We start from the raw sequence: 20,818 nt of genomic DNA on the forward strand, positions 1-20,818 counted from the left end.
CTAATTCTTAGTATTCATTTAAACTTTAAACCAAACAGTTAGATAAAATAAATGCCCCAGCGTAAACTGGAGCTAATTTGTGAAAAACTTTATTGCATTGTATACGAATGGTGCAACTAAAAGCACACTATCGAATCTATCTAAAATACCGCCGTGTCCAGGTATTATTTTTCCATAATCTTTAATTCCAGCAAACCTTTTTATCGATGATGCAAATAGATCGCCCAACTGAGCTATAACACTACCAACACATCCTAAAAAGAACATCAAAGTCATATTAAGTCCAAAAATATAGCCGAATACAACACAAGAAAAGGCACTTCCTAGTGTTCCTCCTACACAACCCTCAATAGTCTTTTTAGGGCTTATAGATGGAATCAACTTGTGTTTCCCAATCATACTTCCTATAAAATAAGCAAAAGTGTCTGTCGCAAAAGCTATTACAAAAATAATCCAGACGTAAACACTACCTTTTGCAAAATTATCCATTGTAAGAATTATAAAATCAAATAACAGTCCAATATAGAATATTCCTAAAAATGTAACGGAAAAATCCATAACATCGTATCTTCCGCTTAAAATATGCACTATTCCTATTAAAAAAAGTATAAAAATAATTGCATACGTATACCAAATTGGCAAGCCAAAAATATTTTTTGCAGCTAGATAAACAGAAAATATATAACCTAATATAAACATAGGATTCATATTTTTTGCTTTAAAAGCTTTGTAAAATTCATGTAATGCAATTGCCACTACTGCCATTTCTAATATATACAGGGGAGTTCCTCCATATAATACAAAAACGAACAATGGTAGTAAAATTAATGAAGCAATAGTTCTTTTAAGCATAAATCTTCTCCTTACTTAAGCCCTCCAAATCTCCTATCTCTATTTTGATAAGTGTAGATCGCCTTTTGAAGTTCAAACTTATTGAAATCAGGCCAGTGAATATCTGCAAAGTAAAATTCTGAGTAAGCTACTTCCCACAATAAAAAGTTACTTAGTCTCTGTTCACCACTAGTTCTTATTAATAAATCAGGGTCTGGAATAGACTTTGTGCTCAAATAATCTTTCAAAGTGTTATCATCAATGTCACTTATATCTAGTTTACCACTCTTAGAATCATTTACAATATCTATTAGCGCATTTTTTATATCAGATCTACTTCCGTAGTTTAACGCTAAATTTAAATTTACACCTGTATTATTTGCTGTCAACTCTTTAATATTCTCAAGCTCAACCCTACACAGCTCTGGTAAAGCATTAGTAAAGCCAATTGCAGTTACTTTAACATTGTTTTGATGAAGCTCTTTTGCTTCATTTTTTAAATATTTTACTAAAAGTCCCATAAGAGCATCTACTTCTAATTTAGGTCTCTTCCAATTTTCAGTTGAAAATGCGTATAGAGTCAAATACTTTACACCTAAATTTGAACACTCTTTTACAACTTCTCTTATTATTTCTACCCCTGCCTTGTGTCCTACAGTTCTTGGAAGGAATTTAGATTTTGCCCATCTTCCGTTTCCGTCCATAATAATAGCTATATGAGTTGGTATGTTGTTTTTATTTATTTTTTTGCTAAAATCCTCGTTCATATTTCTGCCTCCAATAGTTTTCTGGCTCCTTAATTTATATCAAGGAGTCAGAAAATATGTGATTATTAACTCTACACTATCATCAATTTCAGATATCTTTACTACTCTAGGAACAATAAGCTTATCCTTATCCTTCTTGCCTTCTATAGATATTACCCTGTAATTTATATCTCTATCTTCGAAGTACATCTTAACATCATCTAAATGAAGTCCAAGAAGGTTATAATATTTATTCAATATTATACCTCCATTATATCCTTTTCTTTGTTTGCTAATAATGTATCTATATTTTTTATATATTTATCAGTTATTTTTTGCACTTCATCTTGTGATTTTTTTAGTTCATCTTCTGTTATTTCGCCGTCTTTTTCCATCTTTTTAAGTTTATCATTTGAGTCTCTTCTATCATTTCTAACTCTTATTTTAAACTCTTCAGATACTTTAGAAGCTCTCTTTGCAAGTTCTTTTCTTCTCTCTTCTGTAAGCATAGGTACAGATATTCTTATCACTTCACCATCGTTTGTAGGGTTAAGTCCTAGATCTGCTGTTCTTATAGCTTTTTCTATATCTGCTAACGCTGTTTTATCCCAAGGGCTTATAAGTAACGTTCTTGGCTCAGGTACAGAGATTGCTCCTATTTGATTTACAGGAGTAAGAGTTCCGTAATAGTCTACTCTCACTTTATCCAACATTTGAGCATTTGCTCTTCCAGCTCTTATAGTTGTAAATTCTACTTTTAGAGCTTCAATAGTGCTTTCCATTCTAGTCTCTAATTGCTTATGTAGTTCTAGTTTCATAAAATTCATCCTCCCTATATATTATTTTACAATAGTTCCTATATTTTCACCGCTAACTGCTCTTATAATATTCTCTGTAGTAAGTTTAAATACCTTTATTGGTATTTTGTTATCCATACATAAAGATGTAGCAGTTGAGTCCATAACTTTTAACTCTTTTTGTATAACTTCCATATATGTTAATTCAGTAAATTTAATAGCATCATCATATATTTTAGGATCTTTGTCGTATACTGCGTCCACATTTTTAGCCAATAATATTACTTCAGCTTCCATTTCTGCTGCACGAAGTGCTGCTGTAGTATCAGTAGTAAAGTACGGATTTCCGGTACCCGCTCCAAATATCACAACTCTTTCTTTTTCTAGATGTCTAACAGCTCTTCTTCTAATGTATGGTTCTGCGATCTGTCTCATATCTATCGCTGTCTGTACTCTTGTAGGAACTTCTATGTTTTCTAAAGCATCCTGTAAAGCCATAGCATTCATAACTGTAGCCATCATTCCAATATAGTCGGCAGTTGTTCTGTCCATTCCTTCGCTAGTTCTTCCTCTCCAGAAGTTACCACCACCTACAACTACTGCTACTTCCACTCCAATTTCTTGGATATTCTTTATAGCAACAGCTATATCATTTACTACATCATTATTTATGCCAAAACCTCTATCTCCTGCTAGCGCTTCTCCACTCAACTTCAAAAGAACTCTTTTATATACTGGTTTATCCATTAAAAACCTCCTGTTTTACTACTTATCTTCTACTAAAATTATAACACTTTTTAAAAAAGAGAACACGTATGTGTTCTCTTTTTGGTTAATTCTTAAGTTGCTTAGCAACCTCTTCTGCAAAGTTTTCTTCTTTCTTTTCTATACCTTCACCAACTTCGAATCTCACAACTTTAACAACATTTATGTCAGATCCAACTTGTTTAGCTACATCAGCAACTAATTGTTTAACTGTTAAATCTGGATTTTTAACGAATGTTTGCTCTAATAAACAAACTTCTTTTAATTCTTTCTCTAGTCTACCTTTAACCATCTTCTCAACTATGTTAGCAGGCTTTCCTTCGTTTAAAGCTTGTTGAGTTAAGATTTCAGTTTCATGAGCTATGTAATCAGCATCAACTTCATCTCTAGATACATATTTAGGATTCATAGCAGCAACTTGCATAGCAATATCTTTACCTAATGTTAATATTTTTGCATCTTTAGAATCAGTAGCTAGTTCAACTATAACACCTATTTTACCAGCACCGTGAATGTATCCAGCAACTTGTCCATCTGTAGTTACTTTTGCAAATCTTCTTATGTCTAGTTTTTCTCCTATAGTAGCTATTCTATTATTTAAAACTTCCTTTAAAGTTATACCTTCTGCATGAGTTTCATTTAAGAATGCTTCTATTTCAGTATTAGTTGTAACTAATGCCATTTCAGCCGCATCTTTAACTAATTTTTTGAAATCCTCGTTTTTAGCAACGAAGTCAGTCTCTGAGTTTACTTCTACTATAGAAGCAACTGAGTTATCAGCGTTTATTTCTATTGTCACAAGGCCTTCAGCAGCTACTCTATCAGCTTTCTTAGCAGCTTTTGATAACCCTTTTTCTCTTAATATATCTATCGCTTTTTCAATGTTAGCATCAGCTTCTTGTAAAGCTTTTTTACAGTCCATCATTCCAGCGCCTGTAGTTTCTCTCAACTCTTTAACCATTTGAGCAGTAATATTTGCCATTTATAAATTCCCTCCTACTTTTTGTAAATCCGAATTATTTATTTAAATATACATTATAAATGGTAAGGGTGACCCTTACCATTTAGTTTTAATTATTATTCTTGCTCAGCAACTTCCTCTTCAGCAACTTCTTCTTCAGAAACTTGTCTTCCTTCGATAACAGCTGTTGCCATAGCACCAGTTATTAATTTAACTGCTCTTATAGCATCGTCATTACCTGGAACTGGGTAGTCTAATTGCTCAGGATCACAGTTTGTATCAACTATACCAACAACTGGTATACCTAATCTGTGAGCTTCTTGTATAGCTATACTTTCTTTTCTTGGGTCTACAACAAATATAGCACCTGGTAATTCTGGCATATCTTTAATTCCGCCTAAGAATTTTTCTAGCTTATCTTTTTCAGCTCTTAATTTTATAACTTCTTTTTTAGGAAGTACGTCAAATGTTCCGTTTTCTTCCATTTTTTCTAAGTCTCTTAATTTATTGATTCTTGTTTTTATAGTTTTGTGGTTTGTAAGCATTCCACCTAACCATCTTTCGTTAACGAAGTACATTCCGCATCTTTCAGCTTCTTCTTTTATAGCTTCTTGAGCTTGTTTCTTAGTTCCAACGAATAAGATTGGTTTTCCAGTTTCAGCAACGTCTTTAACGAATCTGTACGCTTCTTCAACTTTCTTAACTGTTTTTTGTAGGTCTATTATATATATTCCGTTTCTCTCTGTGAATATAAATTTAGCCATTTTTGGATTCCATCTTCTTGTTTGATGTCCAAAATGAACCCCTGCTTCTAATAATTGTTTCATTGAAATAACACTCATACTTTTACCTCCTGGTTTTATACCTCCAGCTTGATCTTCTCCCTAAAAAACCATATAGGCACCTTTTAAGGATCCCAATGCTGTGTGTGATAATTTATTTTTTCACCTCTCGTAGTATATCATAAAGGTTACTAAAATACAATAATATTTACTCTTTTTATATCCAATATTTCTTAGTTCTATACATTTACTTTCATTCCGCCAATTTTATCTTTATTCTATCAATAAATGATATATTTTTTACATCATTAGCGCTTATTATATCTACACTTCCGATTAACTCTCCCGAGGTATTTGTATATTTTATAATCCCTAGCTTGTCTCCCTTTTTTACAGGATATTCTAGTTCTTTAAAATCAACACTTGATTTTAATGTCTCATCATCTTTAGTCACTGCATAAAATTCACCTTTAGTCTTCATGACTACTTCAAGATCTTTTATACCTTTAATATACTTCTTACCTATAACAGTATTTTTATCAATAATCTTCTTTACTTTTACATTTTCTTTCCCGTACTTCAACATAGCTGTCGCTGCTGAAATTCTCTTATTTTTATGATTAGCTCCAAGAGTAACACCTATAACCCTACGATTTTTATCATTATTTTGATCCTTATTTACAAGCATTGAAAACGACAAACAGTATCCAGCATTTCCAGTATAACCAGTCTTTATACCGTCAACCTCAGGAATCATTCTAAGAAGCGCATTTGTATTGCTCTTTTCAAAATTTCTTTCCTTATATGTGTACGTTTCCATATCTGTTATTGCAGTTACTTGTTTTTCATATTTATCAAACATATACTTGCCTAGTATTGCTATATCTCTAGCAGAAGATTTATTTTCCTTAGCTGGAGCTTTTGGATTTTTCAAATCGTATATCGGTAGACCATTTACATTTAAAAAGTGCGTATTAGTCATCCCCAGTTCCTTTGCTTTTTTATTCATCTTATCTACAAAGTTACCCTGAGTATTAGATATATGTTTTGCTATTGCAGCTGCAGCATCATTTCCCGAAACTATCATAAGACCTCTCATTAGTTCAATCAGAGGTATCTTCTCGCCTGCTTTTAACTTATAAGTCGACCCTTTAATTGATGCTGCATCTTTATCAATAGTTATAACGTCACCGTTCTTAACTTCACCCTTTTCAATTGCTTCAATAGCAAGTAAAAAAGTCATCATCTTAGTAAGACTCGCGAGTGGCAACTTTTCATCCGCATTTTTTTCGTATAGTACCCTTCCTGAGTCTTGATCTATTATAATAGAAGCTTTTGAGAACATGTCTATATTTTTTTGATCGGCGTATACTGCATTTGGAGTTATAATTGCCATCAAGATTATAACTGAGAGTATTTTTTTAATGCTGTTTTTCAATATTTTCACCTTCTTATAATTAATGCTAAACTGAGGTAGTAGGTATTAATACTTGTCTCCTCAATATAATCTTTAGTATTTTATGTTATAAGTTACTTCAATATACATTTTTTATAGATATGTTTTTTATGATATTTGTATAAAACAATTTTGGGTAATGAAAAATATCTTTTGGAGACAACTTTTTCTGTTGTTATCTGAGCATTCTTTTCATTATTAGCGAAGTCCAAATTGCTCCGGAGCTAATTCCTAGTAAAACTTCTATACTCGCTAAAATTTTCCCTAAACCTGTAGTTATTATAAGGTCTCCGTATCCTAATGTAGAAAATGTAACCATGCTGAAATACCATAGATCTATATATTTATTAAATATGTCTTTTAAAGAGTAAGTATTTAATTCGTTTAAATTTAAACTTATTAGCTTGTGATCTAAGTTTTCAACTCCTAAAAATAAATAAAAGAATGCAAATAAACTTATTATAAACACTATCACTATAAGTATGTTCCAAGGCTTTTCACCGTAACCTGTAGTGTGTTTTGCTATTGTATCAAAAAATTTTTCACCCAAATACTCACTGTACTTTGCATAGTCAGTCGGCCTCATCAATTTACTACTATAATATCTTTCATTATAATAATAGTGTCCTATTCTTTCGTAGTCACCTATTTTAAGAGCTTGATTTCTGGCTATCCTGTAATTTAACTTTCCATGCCTATAATCTTCTTTTTCGTAGTCTATGTTGTCAAATATTATCTTTGAATAGTCATTAAATACTATTCCATCCATTCTAGGAAAGTTTTCTGCATTTTTGATTACTAAATCCTGACCTTGAAATTTAGCTCCCCTAAATACTTTATTATCTAGAAACTTTTTATTAAAAGAAGTTTTATTTAGTATACAGTTCTCAATAAAAATCGAATTTTTAAATTGAACTTGATTTTTAAACATTGCATAGTTAAACTTTATACTTTTTTTAAATATAAGATTGCTAAAATCAGCTTTTCGATTAAAAATACTTTCACTAAAGTCTAGAAATTTATAATCATAAGTAATTATTGACTTTGCATCAAAATCCTTTTCAAATACAAAACCGCTAAAATCTGATATTTCTTCATTTATAATTTTCGATCTCATTAGTCTGTTTTCTTCAACGCTTTTATTAGATTTATGAAATAAGCAATAATCACCATTCGTGGCATGGTGATTACATTTTTTATTTTTATATGCTTTTGATTCCCATGCACACTTCATTGCTGCCCTCCTAAAAGTCTTGTATAACTATTATGTGTAATAATATAAAATTTAATATTGTTTTTTAAGAAATTGTGTAGTTAGTAGAATTTCGCGTTCAGACAAGAAACTATTCATGATGTGCCGGTGACCACAGCTTGGCTAAAGGCCGTAACTGTTACCTACACTACTTCATGAACATTTTCCTGTCTAAACACGTAATTCTCCAACTATATCAATTTCTTAAAATTCCATTATATAAAATCTTTTGGGCGGTCAGGAAGTCTGATTCGGGTCAGTCTTATTGTTTCAATTTACTTCATTACAAATTTCAAATCTTGAAGGTATCGTTATCTTTATATATATTTTGAAGGAGTTTTGACATATAAATTGAATTAAATATTTATAACTTTTCTTCATTAATGTTTTTCATATTTAAAGCAATAGGTATAAATCCTATTGCTTTAAATATAAAAAAACAGATCCATAAAAGCAAGATAGTATTTACTTTACAAGTATAAGGTATAGTGATCTTTATTTGCACATGGCTATAAGTATAAATATAAGGAGGGAGTGATACAATGGAGACACCAATTTTAGAGATTGATCTAGACAAAATAAAATCTAACGCAACTAAATTAAAATCTATATTTGACGAAAAGAATATTAATATCATGTTTATTACAAAAGGATTTTGTGCTAATACCAACATAATTAGTGCAGTGGAAACTGTTGGAATCAAGTATTTCGGCGACAGTAGAATGAGAAATATCATTAAAGTTAAAAAGGATAAACCTTATCTAGATTACACTCTTATTAGGATTCCAAAAATAAGTGAACTTGAATCAATGATAGATTATTGTTCAACTAGCTTGCAATCTGAATTGTCGATGATAAAAAGGGCCTCTAAAATTGCTATTTTAAAGGGAAAAGTTCACAATATTATTTTAATGGTAGATGTAGGTGATTTAAGAGAAGGAGTCTTAATAGAAGATGTAATTGAAACTGTTGAAGAGATTATAAAATTAGATGGAGTTAACCTTATTGGTATTGGAACTAATGTCGGTTGTTACGGTAGTATTATGCCAAGTAAAGAAAATACAGACATATTAGTAAAATTAAAAAATAAAATAAAAAAAGAATGTCAATATGATATTAGTATTATAAGTGGTGGGTCAACGTGTACAAGCAAATTAATATTTAATAATACATTAGCGGCAGGTATTAATTTCTTGAGAATTGGAGAAGCCATTCTATTCGGTGAAGATAGTACAAATGACAAAAAAATTCCTGGGCTTATTGATGATGCTTTTATTTTAAAAGCAGAAATTATTGAATTAAAACATAAACCGTCCTATCCAATTGGACAGATGGGTAAAGATGCCTTTGGAAGAATAACTGAGTATATAGATTATGGAAATATAGATCGCGCTATACTAGCAATTGGGCGTCAAGATGTAGTAATTGAGGCATTAGATCCAATTGATTCGAACATCAAAATTTTAGGTGGAAGTAGCGATCATATGATATGTTATTTAAACCCTATGACAGAGTACAAATTAGGAGATTTAATAAGTTTTAGATGCTCTTATAGTGCAGTATTATCCGCTACTACATCACCTTTCGTGATGAAAGAATGCTCAACAGAAAAAGTATATGGATAACAAACAAGGCGTTAGCCCTAAAGTGACTTCCGCCTTGTTTATTATTTCATCTAAAAACCATTTGTATTTTGTCTGACTTTGATCTGTTTTTGAATTTCCTTTAAAGCTTTCTTTGAACCTCTTTCGATACCTCTTTCAAGCTTTCTGTCTTTAAAATCTACAAATAAACTGTCTAAATCATACCCAACTGGATATAAATCAGCGGCTTTAGATTTCAACTCAAGCCTCTTTATATTTACTGCTATAAATTGATCTTTGTAAAATACTTCTACATTGTTGAATTTATCTACTGAGTTATAAACTATTCCAAATTCATCTTTGTCTAAAAGCTTTACTCTATCTCCTCTTTCATAACCCAAATAAGTATTAGCTACTAGGTTATCGGAATCTGAAGTTTCTTTTTCTTTAAGTATTTTACTTCTTTCTATTACTTTAGTACTGTATTCTCGACTATCTATATAACCTTTAGCTCTTTCTATTATCTTATCAGATATTCCCATCTTCTTGGATATAAAAAGTGCATTGCTGTCCTCAGATTTACCTATTGTCAACTTATACATTGGCTCAAGGGTATTTGGGTCAAATAACATTCCTGCATTTTCAAAATCAGGATGTGAATTTGCAAATTTTTTAATTTCTCCATAGTGGGTTGATGCTACTGTTATACATCCTTTTAAATACAATTCTTCAAGAATAGAAATTGCAAGCCCAGCTCCTTCATTTGGATCTGTTCCACTTCCTATTTCGTCTAATAATACAAGTGTTGTATTGTTAGATTTTCTTACTATATACGAAATATTTTTTATATGTGATGAAAAAGTACTAAGTGAATTTTCAATACTTTGATTGTCGCCTATATCGACAAATATATTATCAAATACACTTATTTCTGTCCCTTTATCTACTGGTAAATCAAATCCGCACTCAGCCATAGCTGTAAGAATACCTACTGTTTTAAGTGTAACTGTCTTACCTCCAGCATTTGGACCTGTTATAATAAGGCTTCTGTAATCCTTACCTATAACAAAATTTAATGGTACTGCTCCATTAACTAAAAGAGGGTGCTTTCCATTTTTTATATTTATATTTCCACAATTATTAATATTTGGAGTAACCCCTTTTATCTTCTGACTATACTTTGCTTTTGCAAATACCATGTCGTACTCTGAAATTACTTCAATGTTTAAGTTGATTTGTCTTATGTTTTCAAATATCAGCTCTGTTAGATAAGACAAAACTTTGTACTCTTCTACAGATTCATCTGCTAATAGCAATATTAAATCTGAACTAGTCTTAGATATACTCTCTGGTTCAATGAAAACTGTATTTCCTTTAGATGAAGTATCTAGTACTGTCCCTCTTACTTCATTTTTATGTGAAGCTTTTATTGGAACTACATATCTATCATTTCTTTTAGTGATTATAAATTCCTGTATATATTTTTTATTGACGCTTGAAGTTATAAATTTGTTTAATCTCTCTTTTACCTTACTTTCAGCTGTATCAATATTTCTTCTTATCTTTTTAAGCTCATTGCTTGCATTGGAATCTACTTTGTTTCCTTTTATACAGTAATTTATTTCCTCTTCGATATTTTTTAATTCAGTTATATTTACAGAATAAGAACTCAGCTTAGGAGAGTAAAATTCCTTTTCTTCCATAAATTTTTTGATCTTTCTGCAACCTCTTAAAAAGTCTTGTATATCTATAAGCTCAATTGGCTCAAGTATCATGCCTTTTTCAACCTTATCGATTACTGGCATAATATTGAAGAGTCCTTCTAAAGGTATGTGTGTACTATTTTCTACTACAGTTCTCGCTTCTTTGTTTTCATTTAATCTTCTCGATACTATATTTATATCTCCACTTGGCATAAGATTATCTATTAGATTTCTACCTAGATAACTTACACAGTGCATTTTTACTTGTTCCTTTACTTCATTTAGTTGTAATTTTTCTATTGTTGAACTATTCATTTTGTTCTCCTTTATTTATAAGTCTAATAACGGATTGACGACTTAATAAATAAGGGTACGATACTTGACTCCTTATTTATTAAGAAGTCTAACTGCGGACTCAAAATAGTTAGTATTTTTTTTCATAAAACACTTCTCCTCACTTTATATTTAACTTACTATATATAATTCTATCATATACAGTCAATCTTAAAAATACACAATTAACATTGTAACTACCATTAAAATTATAAGCACCGTTAGTATTATGTTTTTAAAAATCTTATTTTTTTCTCTTTTTTCTTTTTCCTTTATAACTTCATAAAATTCGTCTCTCAGTTCATCCTCCTCTGAGGCTTTTTCGTACATTATACTACTAAGATCTATTATTACTTCCTGAGAATTACTATAACTTTTATCTCTATCTATTAACTTACTCATTACATATATAAGTTCTTTTTTCTCATTCTTATATCTACTAACATTCCAATTTATTCCCTTATCTATATTTTTGAGAAGCTCTTTTTCAGATGATACACATACAAATACCTTTTCTCCAAAATAGGCTTCATAAAATATTTCTCCTAGACTAAAAAAATCACTGTCCTTATCTGTGTAATCAACACAAAGCTGGTGAGGACACATATAATCTAAACTATCCGAGCTTCTAGTATGAACCCCTTTGTTTGCTCTAGTAATACCAAAATCACATACTTTAACATTGTAGTCTTCATCTACAATTATACTGCTTGGCTTTAAACTTCCATGATATGCTTGTATTGAGTGCGCCGATTCAAGCGCTTTTAATACCTGTATAACTATCTTTATTACATAGTCTAGCTGAAGACTTTTGCCATCGAGTAATTTATTCAACTCAATGCCTTTAGAGTATTCACTAACTATATAAAAATATACTGATCCTTCTAGCTTATCAACACCTACATCAAGTGTTTTAAATATATATGGAGAGTTTAAATCTGATAAAACTGTAACTTCATCTATTAAATTCATTAAAAATTCGTCACAGATACTATCGTTTTTCTCTATAAGCTTTATAAGAACATCTCTGTCGTTTCTTACATCTTTAGCTTTATACAACTTATTATCTTCAATAAAATCATTCGATTCTAATAGTTGATACTTTTTATCTATTAAGTTCAAAAGCTTTCCCTCCCCAAAATAATTTCAAATAAATATATATTAAGATTATAGCAATATATGTAGTTATTTTCCATAAAACTATCGATAATTAGAAATTTATCTAAAAACCTTAATCTTTGCACAATATAAGAGAGCTCATTACAGTTGGCGATTCCAACATGCAATGAGCTCTTTGAATTGACTATTATAATCTAAATTGTTTAATTTTTCTTTAATGCTCTATACTTGCTATCAGAAATATGTTCACTCTTTGTAACATTTCCTGAATCGTCTTTATAGTATCTATAAGTTGAATACTTCCCAGAACTATACCTAACGTCAATCCCTATATTTTGTTTGTCTGATGAGTTTCCATATATAGTAGAAGTTATTACACTTCCGTTTGCACTATTTTTTACAAATACTGGGTGCTTATATGGATTTTTAAATCTTAAGTTTAGCCCTCCGTCACTTACTGTAGCGTCTCTCCCTCTTGGAACATACGAAGATGCCGCTGAGTGGTTTGTAACCTCTGTTATCTGCATTCCTGCAAAAAGAGCTGTGTTGTATATTGTAGAAGATGTCTGACAGACCCCTCCACCAGGAGCTTGTTGCAACTTACCATAAACAATGACTGGTGCATTTTTATACCCGTTTGCCCTGTTACTTGGCCCTGTCATCCCATTATAAGAGAACTCTTCGCCAGGCATAAGTAATACGTCACTTGTCTTTCTAGCAGACAATCCGACGTTATATGCTCTACCATAAGAGCTAGTACCGTAGTTAGTTGAATACTGAGCTAAAACTGCATCCACTTTTTTTACTTGGTCTAATGTTATCTCTGGTTTTTTTAAATTTACTTTGATATGTAATAATTTTGTATCCTTTTTGTTTATCTTTTCGTAAATAGCTTCTTTATTAACTGCTACATCAAATTCTTTACCTGTAATTGCATCTTTATAGTTGATTCCGCCATCTATAACCACTGCTGCATTTTCCATTTTTATATTTATGTCATTAGCTATTTCTGAAACTTTAGTGCTAAGCTTTGCTTCGTCAAAACTAGTTTTGATGTTTATATCTTCTTTATTAAATAGTAAACCAAAATATTTTTTTACATTCCCAAAATAAGAATCTTTCTTTGTCATATTGTAAGCTTCTTTAACAGCTCCATCTATATCGTACTTTAAGTTTATATCTTTTGCATGTATTTTATAGTTTTTCTTATCATACTCTAAGTTTAAGTTTCTCGGCTTATACTTAGCTTTTACTGTTTTAAGGGCTTGATCTTGTGTCATATTCGATACTTCTACCCCTTGAATAAATATATTCTTTGCAATTTTACCGTTGTATAGGAAAAATTTATTAAAGGACAATATTATTAATATTAATAAGACCGCTATACCTAATAGTACTATTCCTAATTTCTTTTCTTTAAACTTGCTGAGTTTTTCTACTTCTGTTGAACTTTCACTCATTTAATCACCTCATTAATCATGCAAATAAACTATTCTAATTTTATAGGACTAATTAGATTATATTTTAATAGGATTTCATTAACAACACCTTTGGCTAAATGTAACTAAATTGTTACATTTATTTGCTAATTTCGCAAATAAGTGGAAAATGATCTGATAATTTTATTTCATCTACTTTATAATTGTTTATGTTTAATTGACCATCTACAAAAATATAGTCAATCCTTGAACTTGATGGCCAAAAAGTAGCCTGTTCTTGCTCATCAGATATAATTGCTGTGTCGTTAAATTTCCCTATATTTATATTTTTATCATTAAAGTCCCCACATATAATTTTATTGCCAACTAAACATTTAGTATAATCCATAATTTCATTTAGCTGTATATTTCTCTCTTGTTTATCAAGCCCCAAATGTGTATTTATTATATTAATGTGACCTTTATTGGTTTCATAACTTAGACAAAGCGCCCCTCTTTGCTCTTTTTTGCTTGTAAGTAAGAAATGCTGACTGCTAAAATCTTTACTTTGTGTAAATATACATATTCCATATAGCATCCCCGGCTTTTTAACATTAGCTGCAAAAACACCATTCATATTTATCTGTTTTTTAAGTATCAAAAATTGCGGGTACAATACCTCTTGTAGGCAAATCGCATCACAGCGTTGTTTCTTTAAGTATTTTCCTATTTTGAAAAGTGTTGGTTTATTCTTTGCATTCATTCCCTTATGGATATTGTAAGTAACTATCTTCATATATAACTCCTTTCACATGGATAAATAATTAAATAAAAAACCTAACTAAAGTATCTCTCCTTATACTAAGTTAGGTTATCCAAAATCGTAAATAATTTTATATTAATGCTGAACCTCTTTTTTTATCCTAGTAAATCTTCCTTCACTTACTACAAATAAAAATCCCATTTTTTTATATATCTCGTCCAGTTCGCTCAGTGTAACATCACCGTTTTTTAAATTCATAAGTGTAATATCTTTTATTTTTCTAGGTTTAATCATCATATGCATTAATTCTCCTTTACAAAATATTTATAGTTTATTATATTTATTATTTATCACTTATATTCGTATTATTTTAAAATAATCAAATGAATATAAGAAAATTTCCTCACCAAACACTTGTTCCTTAATTATACACCATACATTTGTTCGATACAATAGTAAATATAATTTTTTATATTTTATTTTTGTATAGACTAATCTAGAAAATAGAATTATCATATAAGTAATATCAATTTTCTTTAGTTAAAAATTTTATTTTTTCTTTAGACAATTGTCTCTTTAATAAATAGATTACCTACCAGAAAAGAATATTCTAATCTGCCGGGAAATTTAGTAAATATGTTGAATTATACATGGAGATACTAACTTTTCTTTATCACGGATTTTTTTCTGGATTAAAGAGAAGTTTTTTATTTTAAGGAGAATTATATGAAAAAAATTGCAGTTATTAGTGCTATTTTGGAGGAACCAGAAAAATCACAACATAAATTTAACGAGACTATCTCCTCTTTTAAGGGGATTATAAAAGGTCGTATGGGAATTCCATGTGAAACTGAAGGCGTATCTGTTATTTGTATTGTTGTAGTTGGAAAACTAGATGATATTAACAATCTTACTGGTAAACTTGGAAATATCCCTAATGTTTTAGTAAAAACAAGCATATCAAAAAAAGAATTATAGGAGGGATAACAATGTCGTTAAACTCAACCCCAAAATCGGTAAGAACCCACATCGGTATATTTGGAAAAAGAAACTCTGGCAAATCGAGTTTGATAAATGCACTATCAAATCAAGACATCGCCATTGTATCAGATGTAAAAGGAACTACTACCGATCCAGTATTTAGGCCTATAGAAATACTGCCTATTGGACCTTGTGTACTCATTGATACAGCTGGCATTGATGACCATGGCGAACTAGGTGAGCTTCGAATTAAAAAATCTTTAAATGTTCTAGACAAAACAGATATAGCTTTACTAGTTGCAGATGTCAATTCAGGAATACTTACAGAAGACCTACATTTAATAGAAAAATTTAAAGCTAAGAATATACCTTATCTTGTTGTTTTAAATAAATCTGACACAGCAAGTATATCAAATCAGCAGCTTGAAGAAATAAAAGAAAAGACCTCTGCTAATATAGTTTTATCTTCTGCCTCAAATGGTATTGGAATAGATAAAATAAAAGAAGAAATTATCAAATTTATTCCAAAAAATAAAAATGAAATAATTCTTGTATCAGACTTAGTAGACGATAATGACTTTGTGGTACTTGTAACACCTATTGATAAATCTGCACCAAAAGGCAGACTTATCCTTCCACAGCAACAAGTTATAAGAGATTGTCTCGATAACAATGCAATACCGATAGTCACTAAGGAAAGTACCCTAAAAGAAACTCTAAACAATCTCTCAAAGAAACCTAAGTTAGTAATAACTGATTCACAAGCTTTCACAGAAGTAGATAAAGAAACACCAAAGGATATACCACTTACCTCTTTCTCCATCCTATTCGCCCGTCAAAAAGGTGACCTACAGGATTTAATAGATGGAGCTGAATCTATAGACAACTTAAAAGACGGTGATGTAATACTTATGGCAGAAGGATGTACACACCATGCTCAAGACGACGATATTGGAAGGGTAAAAATACCAAATATGTTAAAGAAAAAGTCGGGTAAAGACCTAACTTTTGAATTTAGCTCAGGAGTATCGTTTACTGAAAATATCGCTAAATACAGCTTAGTTGTACACTGTGGTGCATGTATGATGAATAGAAAAGAAATGTTATCTAGAATCGAAAATTCAAAAACACACAACGTACCAATCGTTAACTATGGAATACTCATTGCACATGTGAAGGGAATTTTAGAAAGGTCGATTGAGATTTTTGAAGGAGTTAATATACATGACTAATAATAAATTAAAGTTACTGATCGATAAACTCTACGCTGATAACAATTTAGAGCGCGATCAATTACTTTTTCTTGTAGAAAATATTGATAAACCCAATTACAATACAGAAGAAAATTTATTTGATTATCTCTGTAAGAAATCCGATGTTTTAAGACATCAAAATTATGACAGGAGCGTATATTTAAGAGGATTGATTGAAATCTCAAATATATGCAAAAAAGACTGTTACTACTGTGGCATTAGAGCGTCAAATAACAATGTAGAAAGATATAGGCTAGATAAAAACAGTATACTAGAATGTTGTGAAATAGGATACGAAATAGGGTATAGAACTTTTGTGCTTCAAGGTGGGGAAGATCAATATTTTACAGATGAAATAATGTCAGACATTATAAGAAGTATCAAAACAAAATATCCAGACTGTGCAATTACCCTATCGATAGGTGAAAAAAGTATTGATTCATATAAAAAATACTACGATTCTGGTGCAGATAGATATCTACTAAGACATGAGACTTCAACTACTGATCACTATAGTAAACTTCACCCTGATGTTATGAAACTCGAAAACAGAGTGAAATGTCTAAATGATTTAAAGAAAATTGGATTTCAAGTAGGTGCAGGCTTTATGGTTGGATCGCCATATCAAACGGACAATGAACTAGTAAGTGATTTACTTTTTCTAAAAGAATTCAATCCTCACATGGTTGGTATTGGTCCATTTATCCCGCATATTGATACAAAATTTAAAGATTATAAGCATGGCGATTTAAGAAAGACAATTCTAATGCTTGCAATAACTAGGTTACTTCTTCCAAAATGCTTACTGCCCGCAACAACAGCACTTGCATCTATAGATCCAAACGGAAGAAAGCAAGGACTAAAATCAGGATGTAATGTAATTATGCCTAACCTATCACCTAAAGAGTTTAGAAAACAGTATTCTCTTTACAACAACAAACTTTCTACTGGTAAAGAAGCATTTGAGTACCATAAAGAACTAGAAATAAGTCTTGAACTTTTAGGATTAAAAGTAGATTATTCTCGTGGAGATAATATTGAATGGAGGCGTTTATAGTGTTTATAAACCATGAATTAATAGAATCATTGCTAAAAGAAGCAAAATCAGCAACTACAAAAGATATTGAAGGTGTACTACAAAAAGCGCAAAATAGAGAAAAACTAACTTACAAAGATATAGCTATTTTATTAGAAATAGAAAACAAAGAACAAACAGACAAGTTATACAAAATAGCTGGTCAAATAAAAGATGAAATCTACGGAAACAGAGTTGTGCTCTTCGCCCCTCTGTACATCTCTAACTATTGTGTAAATGATTGCGCATATTGTGGTTTTAGCAGATCAAATAAATTTTCGAGAAAAAATTAACTATGGATGAAATCAAAGAAGAAGTGAAAATTCTCGAAAAATGGGTCATAAAAGATTAGCTTTAGAGGCTGGAGAGGACCCTGTAAATTGCGACATAGACTATATTTTGGATGCACTTGATGCAATATACTCAACTTACAACGAAAACGGAAATATAAGAAGAGTGAACGTTAACATAGCAGCCACTACAGTCGATAATTACAAACTTTTAAAGGAAAAAGGAATCGGAACCTACATATTGTTCCAAGAAACTTACCACAGTCCTACATTTAAAAAGATGCATGGAAAATCAATAAAAAATGACTACGAATACCATCTAACTGCTTTTGACAGAGCTATGGAAGCCGGAGTTGACGATGTCGGTGCAGGGGTCTTATTTGGACTAGCAGATCCTAAATTTGAAGTACTAGGACTTATGATGCACAACGAGCATCTTGAAGAAAAGTACGGTGTAGGATTCCACACCATATCTTTCCCAAGGTTGAAAAAAGCTGAAGGTATGAATCTGGAAGACTTCCCTAACATAGTAGACGACGAATTATTCAAAAAAATAGTAGCTATCACCCGCTTAGCTGTTCCTTACACAGGAATAATCATGTCTACAAGAGAAGATTCTAGTATGAGAGACGAACTATTAAAATACGGAGTATCACAACTAAGTGTCGGCTCTCTAACAGGAGTAGGAGGATACAAAGCTTACGAAGACGGTGAAGTAATCGACCAATTTGAAGTCGGAGATCACAGGGACGCAAACGAAATGCTAAAAGGTTTAATTTCTAGTGGATATATACCAAGTTACTGTACCGCATGCTACAGAAAAGGTAGAACTGGAGACAGATTTATGAGCCTAGCAAAAAGTCACCAAATACACAATGTCTGTACACCAAATGCCCTTACAACGCTTATGGAATATCTAATAGATTACGGAGACGAAGAATTAAAAAATATAGGAGAAAAATTTATCCAAGACCAGATAGAAAACATTGCGAGAGAAGACATAAAAAACATTGTCACTAATAATTTAGTCGAGCTAAAAAAAGGAAAAAGAGATTTATACTTATAAATTACGAAAGTGGCTGTATCAGCCACTTTCGCCTTAACCATAAGGAAGTTAAAATGGCTGCTGCTGCCGGTTGTAGATAATACAAAATATGAGGTATTCTCTGGATAGACTCGACGTCCAGCATACCTAATAATTTGTATTATCTACAACCGGCAGCGGCCATTTTAACAACCACCTACCAACCTTGAGTCACTTCATAAACTTCATCACCAATTCTATCGTTTAAATAATCATTTATAGCCGAATCTATAATCCCCATAGCCTTTTCAACTTGCTCCCTAGTTATTACAAGTGGCGGTTGAACTCTAAGAGTAGATTGACCTAAGAATATCATCACCAACCCTGTTTGGATACATCTATAGCATATTTTAGTAGTAGCATCAGGATTTTTTTCTGTTGATCCTTTTCCTTTTACTATATCTACGCCAATAGATAGACCTATCCCTCTTATATCACCAATAATATCGTATTTTTCCTTTAATTTTTCAAATCCAGCCTTTATGCAATCTCCCATTACTAAGCTATTTTGAAGCGCATTTTCTCTTTCTAATATCTCAATAGACTTCAAAGCAGCTACACATACTGTTGTGTTCCCAGATAGTGTAAATACATGCGCTGGTGCATCTAAACTCTCTAATATTTCAGTCTTACCTACTACTGCCCCTAATGGAAGGCCCCCACCTACTGATTTTCCCAAAACTAACAGATCTGCTTCAACATCAAAGTTTTCAATTCCAAACCATTTCCCAGTTCTTCCCATTCCCTGCTGTATTTCATCACATACAAGCACTATCCCATACTTATCACATAGCTCTCTTATAGCTTTGACCCATTTTTTGGAGGCACAATTATTCCTGCATCACCTGCTATCGGTTCGATAAATATTGCAGCAACTTCTTCTGATGGCAAATAGTGATCGAATGCAAACTCTATTTCATTAACACATTCTAATGAACAACTCTCCTCTTTTTTAGAATATGGACATTTACAACATGCAGGATAATTAAAATGATATATATCTGATAATAGCGGACCCATTTTTCTTCTCATATTTGTGCTTAAAGCTGAAATAGACATCGCACCAAAAGTACTACCATGATATGACTCGAATAAAGAAATAATTTTTGTCCTTCCTGTAAATGCCCTAGAAAGCTTAATTGCTGCGTCTATACACGCTGATCCAGTTGCACTGTATAAAACTTTTTTATTATTATCTCCAGGTGCTATTTCAACTAATTTTTCTGCTAACCTAATTGGAGGTTCACTGTTAAAATAAGCCAATGTATACTGAGTTAGGTCATCCATCTGCTCTTTTACTGCCTCCGACAACTCTTTATTTCCGTGTCCTATATTTGCTGATCCAGCACTGGCTAAAAAGTCGACATATTCATTTCCTTCAAAATCGTATAACATCGCTCCTTTACCTGATTTAAAAGCTACTGGATAGTAAGGAATTTTTTGCGTCTTCGCTATGTACTGTTTTTCTTTTTTTTCAATTGATTTACTAGTTGTTTTACTCAAATATATCCCTCCTTAGTGTATTGTGATATAAAAATATTTTAAATAAATATATATAGAATTACATACCGTGGGTGGATTAAATTTTTTTTAAAATACTCTCATTTGGTTATTATAATGTTATTA

18 protein-coding genes and 2 pseudogenes are annotated in these 20,818 nt (G+C 31.3%); 5 read left to right on the forward strand and 15 right to left on the reverse strand.

What is annotated here, in order from left to right:
• Positions 1 to 72 precede the first annotated feature (72 nt).
• The 9 genes from T473_RS0112835 to T473_RS0112875 form a co-directional block, all read right to left on the reverse strand.
• Positions 73 to 852, reverse strand: a complete 780-nt coding sequence (locus T473_RS0112835) for a phosphatidate cytidylyltransferase (protein WP_024622262.1) — start codon at positions 850 to 852, stop codon at positions 73 to 75.
• An 11-nt stretch (positions 853 to 863) separates the two neighbouring features.
• The gene (locus T473_RS0112840) at positions 864 to 1,598 is read right to left on the reverse strand and encodes an isoprenyl transferase (RefSeq protein WP_024622263.1); all 735 of its coding nucleotides are present in this window, start codon (positions 1,596 to 1,598) and stop codon (positions 864 to 866) included.
• Positions 1,599 to 1,637: 39 nt separating this feature from the next.
• Positions 1,638 to 1,835 carry a hypothetical protein gene (locus tag T473_RS0112845; RefSeq protein ID WP_024622264.1) on the reverse strand — a complete coding sequence of 66 codons (198 nt, stop codon included), beginning with the start codon at positions 1,833 to 1,835 and terminating at the stop codon, positions 1,638 to 1,640.
• Between the two features lie 2 nt (positions 1,836 to 1,837).
• A complete protein-coding gene (gene frr / locus T473_RS0112850) occupies positions 1,838 to 2,395 on the reverse strand; it encodes a ribosome recycling factor (RefSeq protein ID WP_024622265.1) in 558 nt (185 codons plus the stop codon).
• 21 nt (positions 2,396 to 2,416) lie between these two features.
• Entirely contained in the window at positions 2,417 to 3,121 is a 705-nt protein-coding gene (gene pyrH / locus T473_RS0112855) for a UMP kinase (protein WP_024622266.1), read from the reverse strand.
• Between the two features lie 85 nt (positions 3,122 to 3,206).
• On the reverse strand, positions 3,207 to 4,121 hold the full coding sequence (tsf, locus tag T473_RS0112860; protein ID WP_024622267.1) for a translation elongation factor Ts: 915 nt from the start codon (positions 4,119 to 4,121) through the stop codon (positions 3,207 to 3,209).
• A 95-nt stretch (positions 4,122 to 4,216) separates the two neighbouring features.
• A complete protein-coding gene (gene rpsB / locus T473_RS0112865) occupies positions 4,217 to 4,942 on the reverse strand; it encodes a 30S ribosomal protein S2 (protein ID WP_024622268.1) in 726 nt (241 codons plus the stop codon).
• A gap of 193 nt (positions 4,943 to 5,135) precedes the next feature.
• Positions 5,136 to 6,320, reverse strand: a complete 1,185-nt coding sequence (locus T473_RS0112870; protein WP_024622269.1) for a D-alanyl-D-alanine carboxypeptidase family protein — start codon at positions 6,318 to 6,320, stop codon at positions 5,136 to 5,138.
• Positions 6,321 to 6,513: 193 nt separating this feature from the next.
• Positions 6,514 to 7,572: a potassium channel family protein gene (locus T473_RS0112875; RefSeq protein WP_024622270.1), complete on the reverse strand. Its 1,059-nt coding sequence runs from the start codon at positions 7,570 to 7,572 to the stop codon at positions 6,514 to 6,516.
• Positions 7,573 to 8,132: 560 nt separating this feature from the next.
• Here T473_RS0112875 and T473_RS0112880 point away from each other — a divergent pair.
• Positions 8,133 to 9,215 (forward strand): alanine/ornithine racemase family PLP-dependent enzyme, encoded by a 1,083-nt coding sequence (locus tag T473_RS0112880; RefSeq protein ID WP_024622271.1) that lies wholly within the window; start codon positions 8,133 to 8,135, stop codon positions 9,213 to 9,215.
• A 50-nt stretch (positions 9,216 to 9,265) separates the two neighbouring features.
• Here T473_RS0112880 and T473_RS0112885 read toward each other — a convergent pair whose 3' ends face one another.
• From T473_RS0112885 to T473_RS18910, 5 genes are all read right to left on the reverse strand, one after another.
• Complete coding sequence (locus tag T473_RS0112885) at positions 9,266 to 11,191, reverse strand: endonuclease MutS2 (protein WP_024622272.1); 1,926 nt, start codon at positions 11,189 to 11,191, stop codon at positions 9,266 to 9,268.
• Positions 11,192 to 11,380: 189 nt separating this feature from the next.
• Entirely contained in the window at positions 11,381 to 12,331 is a 951-nt protein-coding gene (locus T473_RS0112890) for a protein kinase domain-containing protein (RefSeq protein WP_024622273.1), read from the reverse strand.
• Positions 12,332 to 12,531: 200 nt separating this feature from the next.
• Positions 12,532 to 13,788, reverse strand: a complete 1,257-nt coding sequence (locus tag T473_RS0112895) for a VanW family protein (protein WP_024622274.1) — start codon at positions 13,786 to 13,788, stop codon at positions 12,532 to 12,534.
• Positions 13,789 to 13,906: 118 nt separating this feature from the next.
• Complete coding sequence (locus tag T473_RS0112900; RefSeq protein WP_024622275.1) at positions 13,907 to 14,542, reverse strand: endonuclease/exonuclease/phosphatase family protein; 636 nt, start codon at positions 14,540 to 14,542, stop codon at positions 13,907 to 13,909.
• A gap of 102 nt (positions 14,543 to 14,644) precedes the next feature.
• Positions 14,645 to 14,806: a hypothetical protein gene (locus tag T473_RS18910; RefSeq protein WP_200865901.1), complete on the reverse strand. Its 162-nt coding sequence runs from the start codon at positions 14,804 to 14,806 to the stop codon at positions 14,645 to 14,647.
• Between the two features lie 429 nt (positions 14,807 to 15,235).
• Here T473_RS18910 and T473_RS0112910 point away from each other — a divergent pair, with 429 nt between their 5' ends.
• From T473_RS0112910 to hydG, 4 genes and pseudogenes are all read left to right on the forward strand, one after another.
• Positions 15,236 to 15,487 carry a TM1266 family iron-only hydrogenase system putative regulator gene (locus T473_RS0112910; RefSeq protein ID WP_024622276.1) on the forward strand — a complete coding sequence of 84 codons (252 nt, stop codon included), beginning with the start codon at positions 15,236 to 15,238 and terminating at the stop codon, positions 15,485 to 15,487.
• An 11-nt stretch (positions 15,488 to 15,498) separates the two neighbouring features.
• Positions 15,499 to 16,722 carry a [FeFe] hydrogenase H-cluster maturation GTPase HydF gene (gene hydF, locus T473_RS0112915; protein ID WP_024622277.1) on the forward strand — a complete coding sequence of 408 codons (1,224 nt, stop codon included), beginning with the start codon at positions 15,499 to 15,501 and terminating at the stop codon, positions 16,720 to 16,722.
• Positions 16,715 to 17,800 carry a [FeFe] hydrogenase H-cluster radical SAM maturase HydE gene (gene hydE, locus T473_RS0112920; RefSeq protein WP_024622278.1) on the forward strand — a complete coding sequence of 362 codons (1,086 nt, stop codon included), beginning with the start codon at positions 16,715 to 16,717 and terminating at the stop codon, positions 17,798 to 17,800. The genes hydF and hydE overlap by 8 nt, the downstream gene beginning before the upstream one ends.
• Positions 17,800 to 19,174, forward strand: a pseudogene (hydG, locus tag T473_RS16860) ([FeFe] hydrogenase H-cluster radical SAM maturase HydG). Before hydE ends, hydG begins: the two are co-directional and overlap by 1 nt.
• Before the next feature lie 175 nt (positions 19,175 to 19,349).
• Here the strand turns inward: hydG and T473_RS20190 are convergent.
• Positions 19,350 to 20,587: pseudogene (locus T473_RS20190) on the reverse strand (aminotransferase class III-fold pyridoxal phosphate-dependent enzyme).
• Positions 20,588 to 20,818: the final 231 nt, after the last annotated feature.

Source organism: Clostridioides mangenotii TR (assembly GCF_000498755.1).
Taxonomy (GTDB): domain Bacteria; phylum Bacillota; class Clostridia; order Peptostreptococcales; family Peptostreptococcaceae; genus Metaclostridioides; species Metaclostridioides mangenotii_A.

What these genes read in the sequence shown, in the direction of transcription:
- T473_RS0112835 (WP_024622262.1), bottom strand. Translation starts at nt 852, where the DNA reads ATGCTTAAAAGAACTATTGCTTCATTAATTTTACTACCATTGTTCGTT.
- T473_RS0112840 (WP_024622263.1), bottom strand. Translation starts at nt 1,598, where the DNA reads ATGAACGAGGATTTTAGCAAAAAAATAAATAAAAACAACATACCAACT.
- frr (WP_024622265.1), bottom strand. Translation starts at nt 2,395, where the DNA reads ATGAAACTAGAACTACATAAGCAATTAGAGACTAGAATGGAAAGCACT.
- pyrH (WP_024622266.1), bottom strand. Translation starts at nt 3,121, where the DNA reads ATGGATAAACCAGTATATAAAAGAGTTCTTTTGAAGTTGAGTGGAGAA.
- tsf (WP_024622267.1), bottom strand. Translation starts at nt 4,121, where the DNA reads ATGGCAAATATTACTGCTCAAATGGTTAAAGAGTTGAGAGAAACTACA.
- rpsB (WP_024622268.1), bottom strand. Translation starts at nt 4,942, where the DNA reads ATGAGTGTTATTTCAATGAAACAATTATTAGAAGCAGGGGTTCATTTT.
- T473_RS0112875 (WP_024622270.1), bottom strand. Translation starts at nt 7,572, where the DNA reads ATGAAGTGTGCATGGGAATCAAAAGCATATAAAAATAAAAAATGTAAT.
- T473_RS0112880 (WP_024622271.1), top strand. Translation starts at nt 8,133, where the DNA reads ATGGAGACACCAATTTTAGAGATTGATCTAGACAAAATAAAATCTAAC.
- T473_RS0112885 (WP_024622272.1), bottom strand. Translation starts at nt 11,191, where the DNA reads ATGAATAGTTCAACAATAGAAAAATTACAACTAAATGAAGTAAAGGAA.
- T473_RS0112895 (WP_024622274.1), bottom strand. Translation starts at nt 13,788, where the DNA reads ATGAGTGAAAGTTCAACAGAAGTAGAAAAACTCAGCAAGTTTAAAGAA.
- T473_RS0112900 (WP_024622275.1), bottom strand. Translation starts at nt 14,542, where the DNA reads ATGAAGATAGTTACTTACAATATCCATAAGGGAATGAATGCAAAGAAT.
- T473_RS18910 (WP_200865901.1), bottom strand. Translation starts at nt 14,806, where the DNA reads ATGATGATTAAACCTAGAAAAATAAAAGATATTACACTTATGAATTTA.
- T473_RS0112910 (WP_024622276.1), top strand. Translation starts at nt 15,236, where the DNA reads ATGAAAAAAATTGCAGTTATTAGTGCTATTTTGGAGGAACCAGAAAAA.
- hydF (WP_024622277.1), top strand. Translation starts at nt 15,499, where the DNA reads ATGTCGTTAAACTCAACCCCAAAATCGGTAAGAACCCACATCGGTATA.
- hydE (WP_024622278.1), top strand. Translation starts at nt 16,715, where the DNA reads ATGACTAATAATAAATTAAAGTTACTGATCGATAAACTCTACGCTGAT.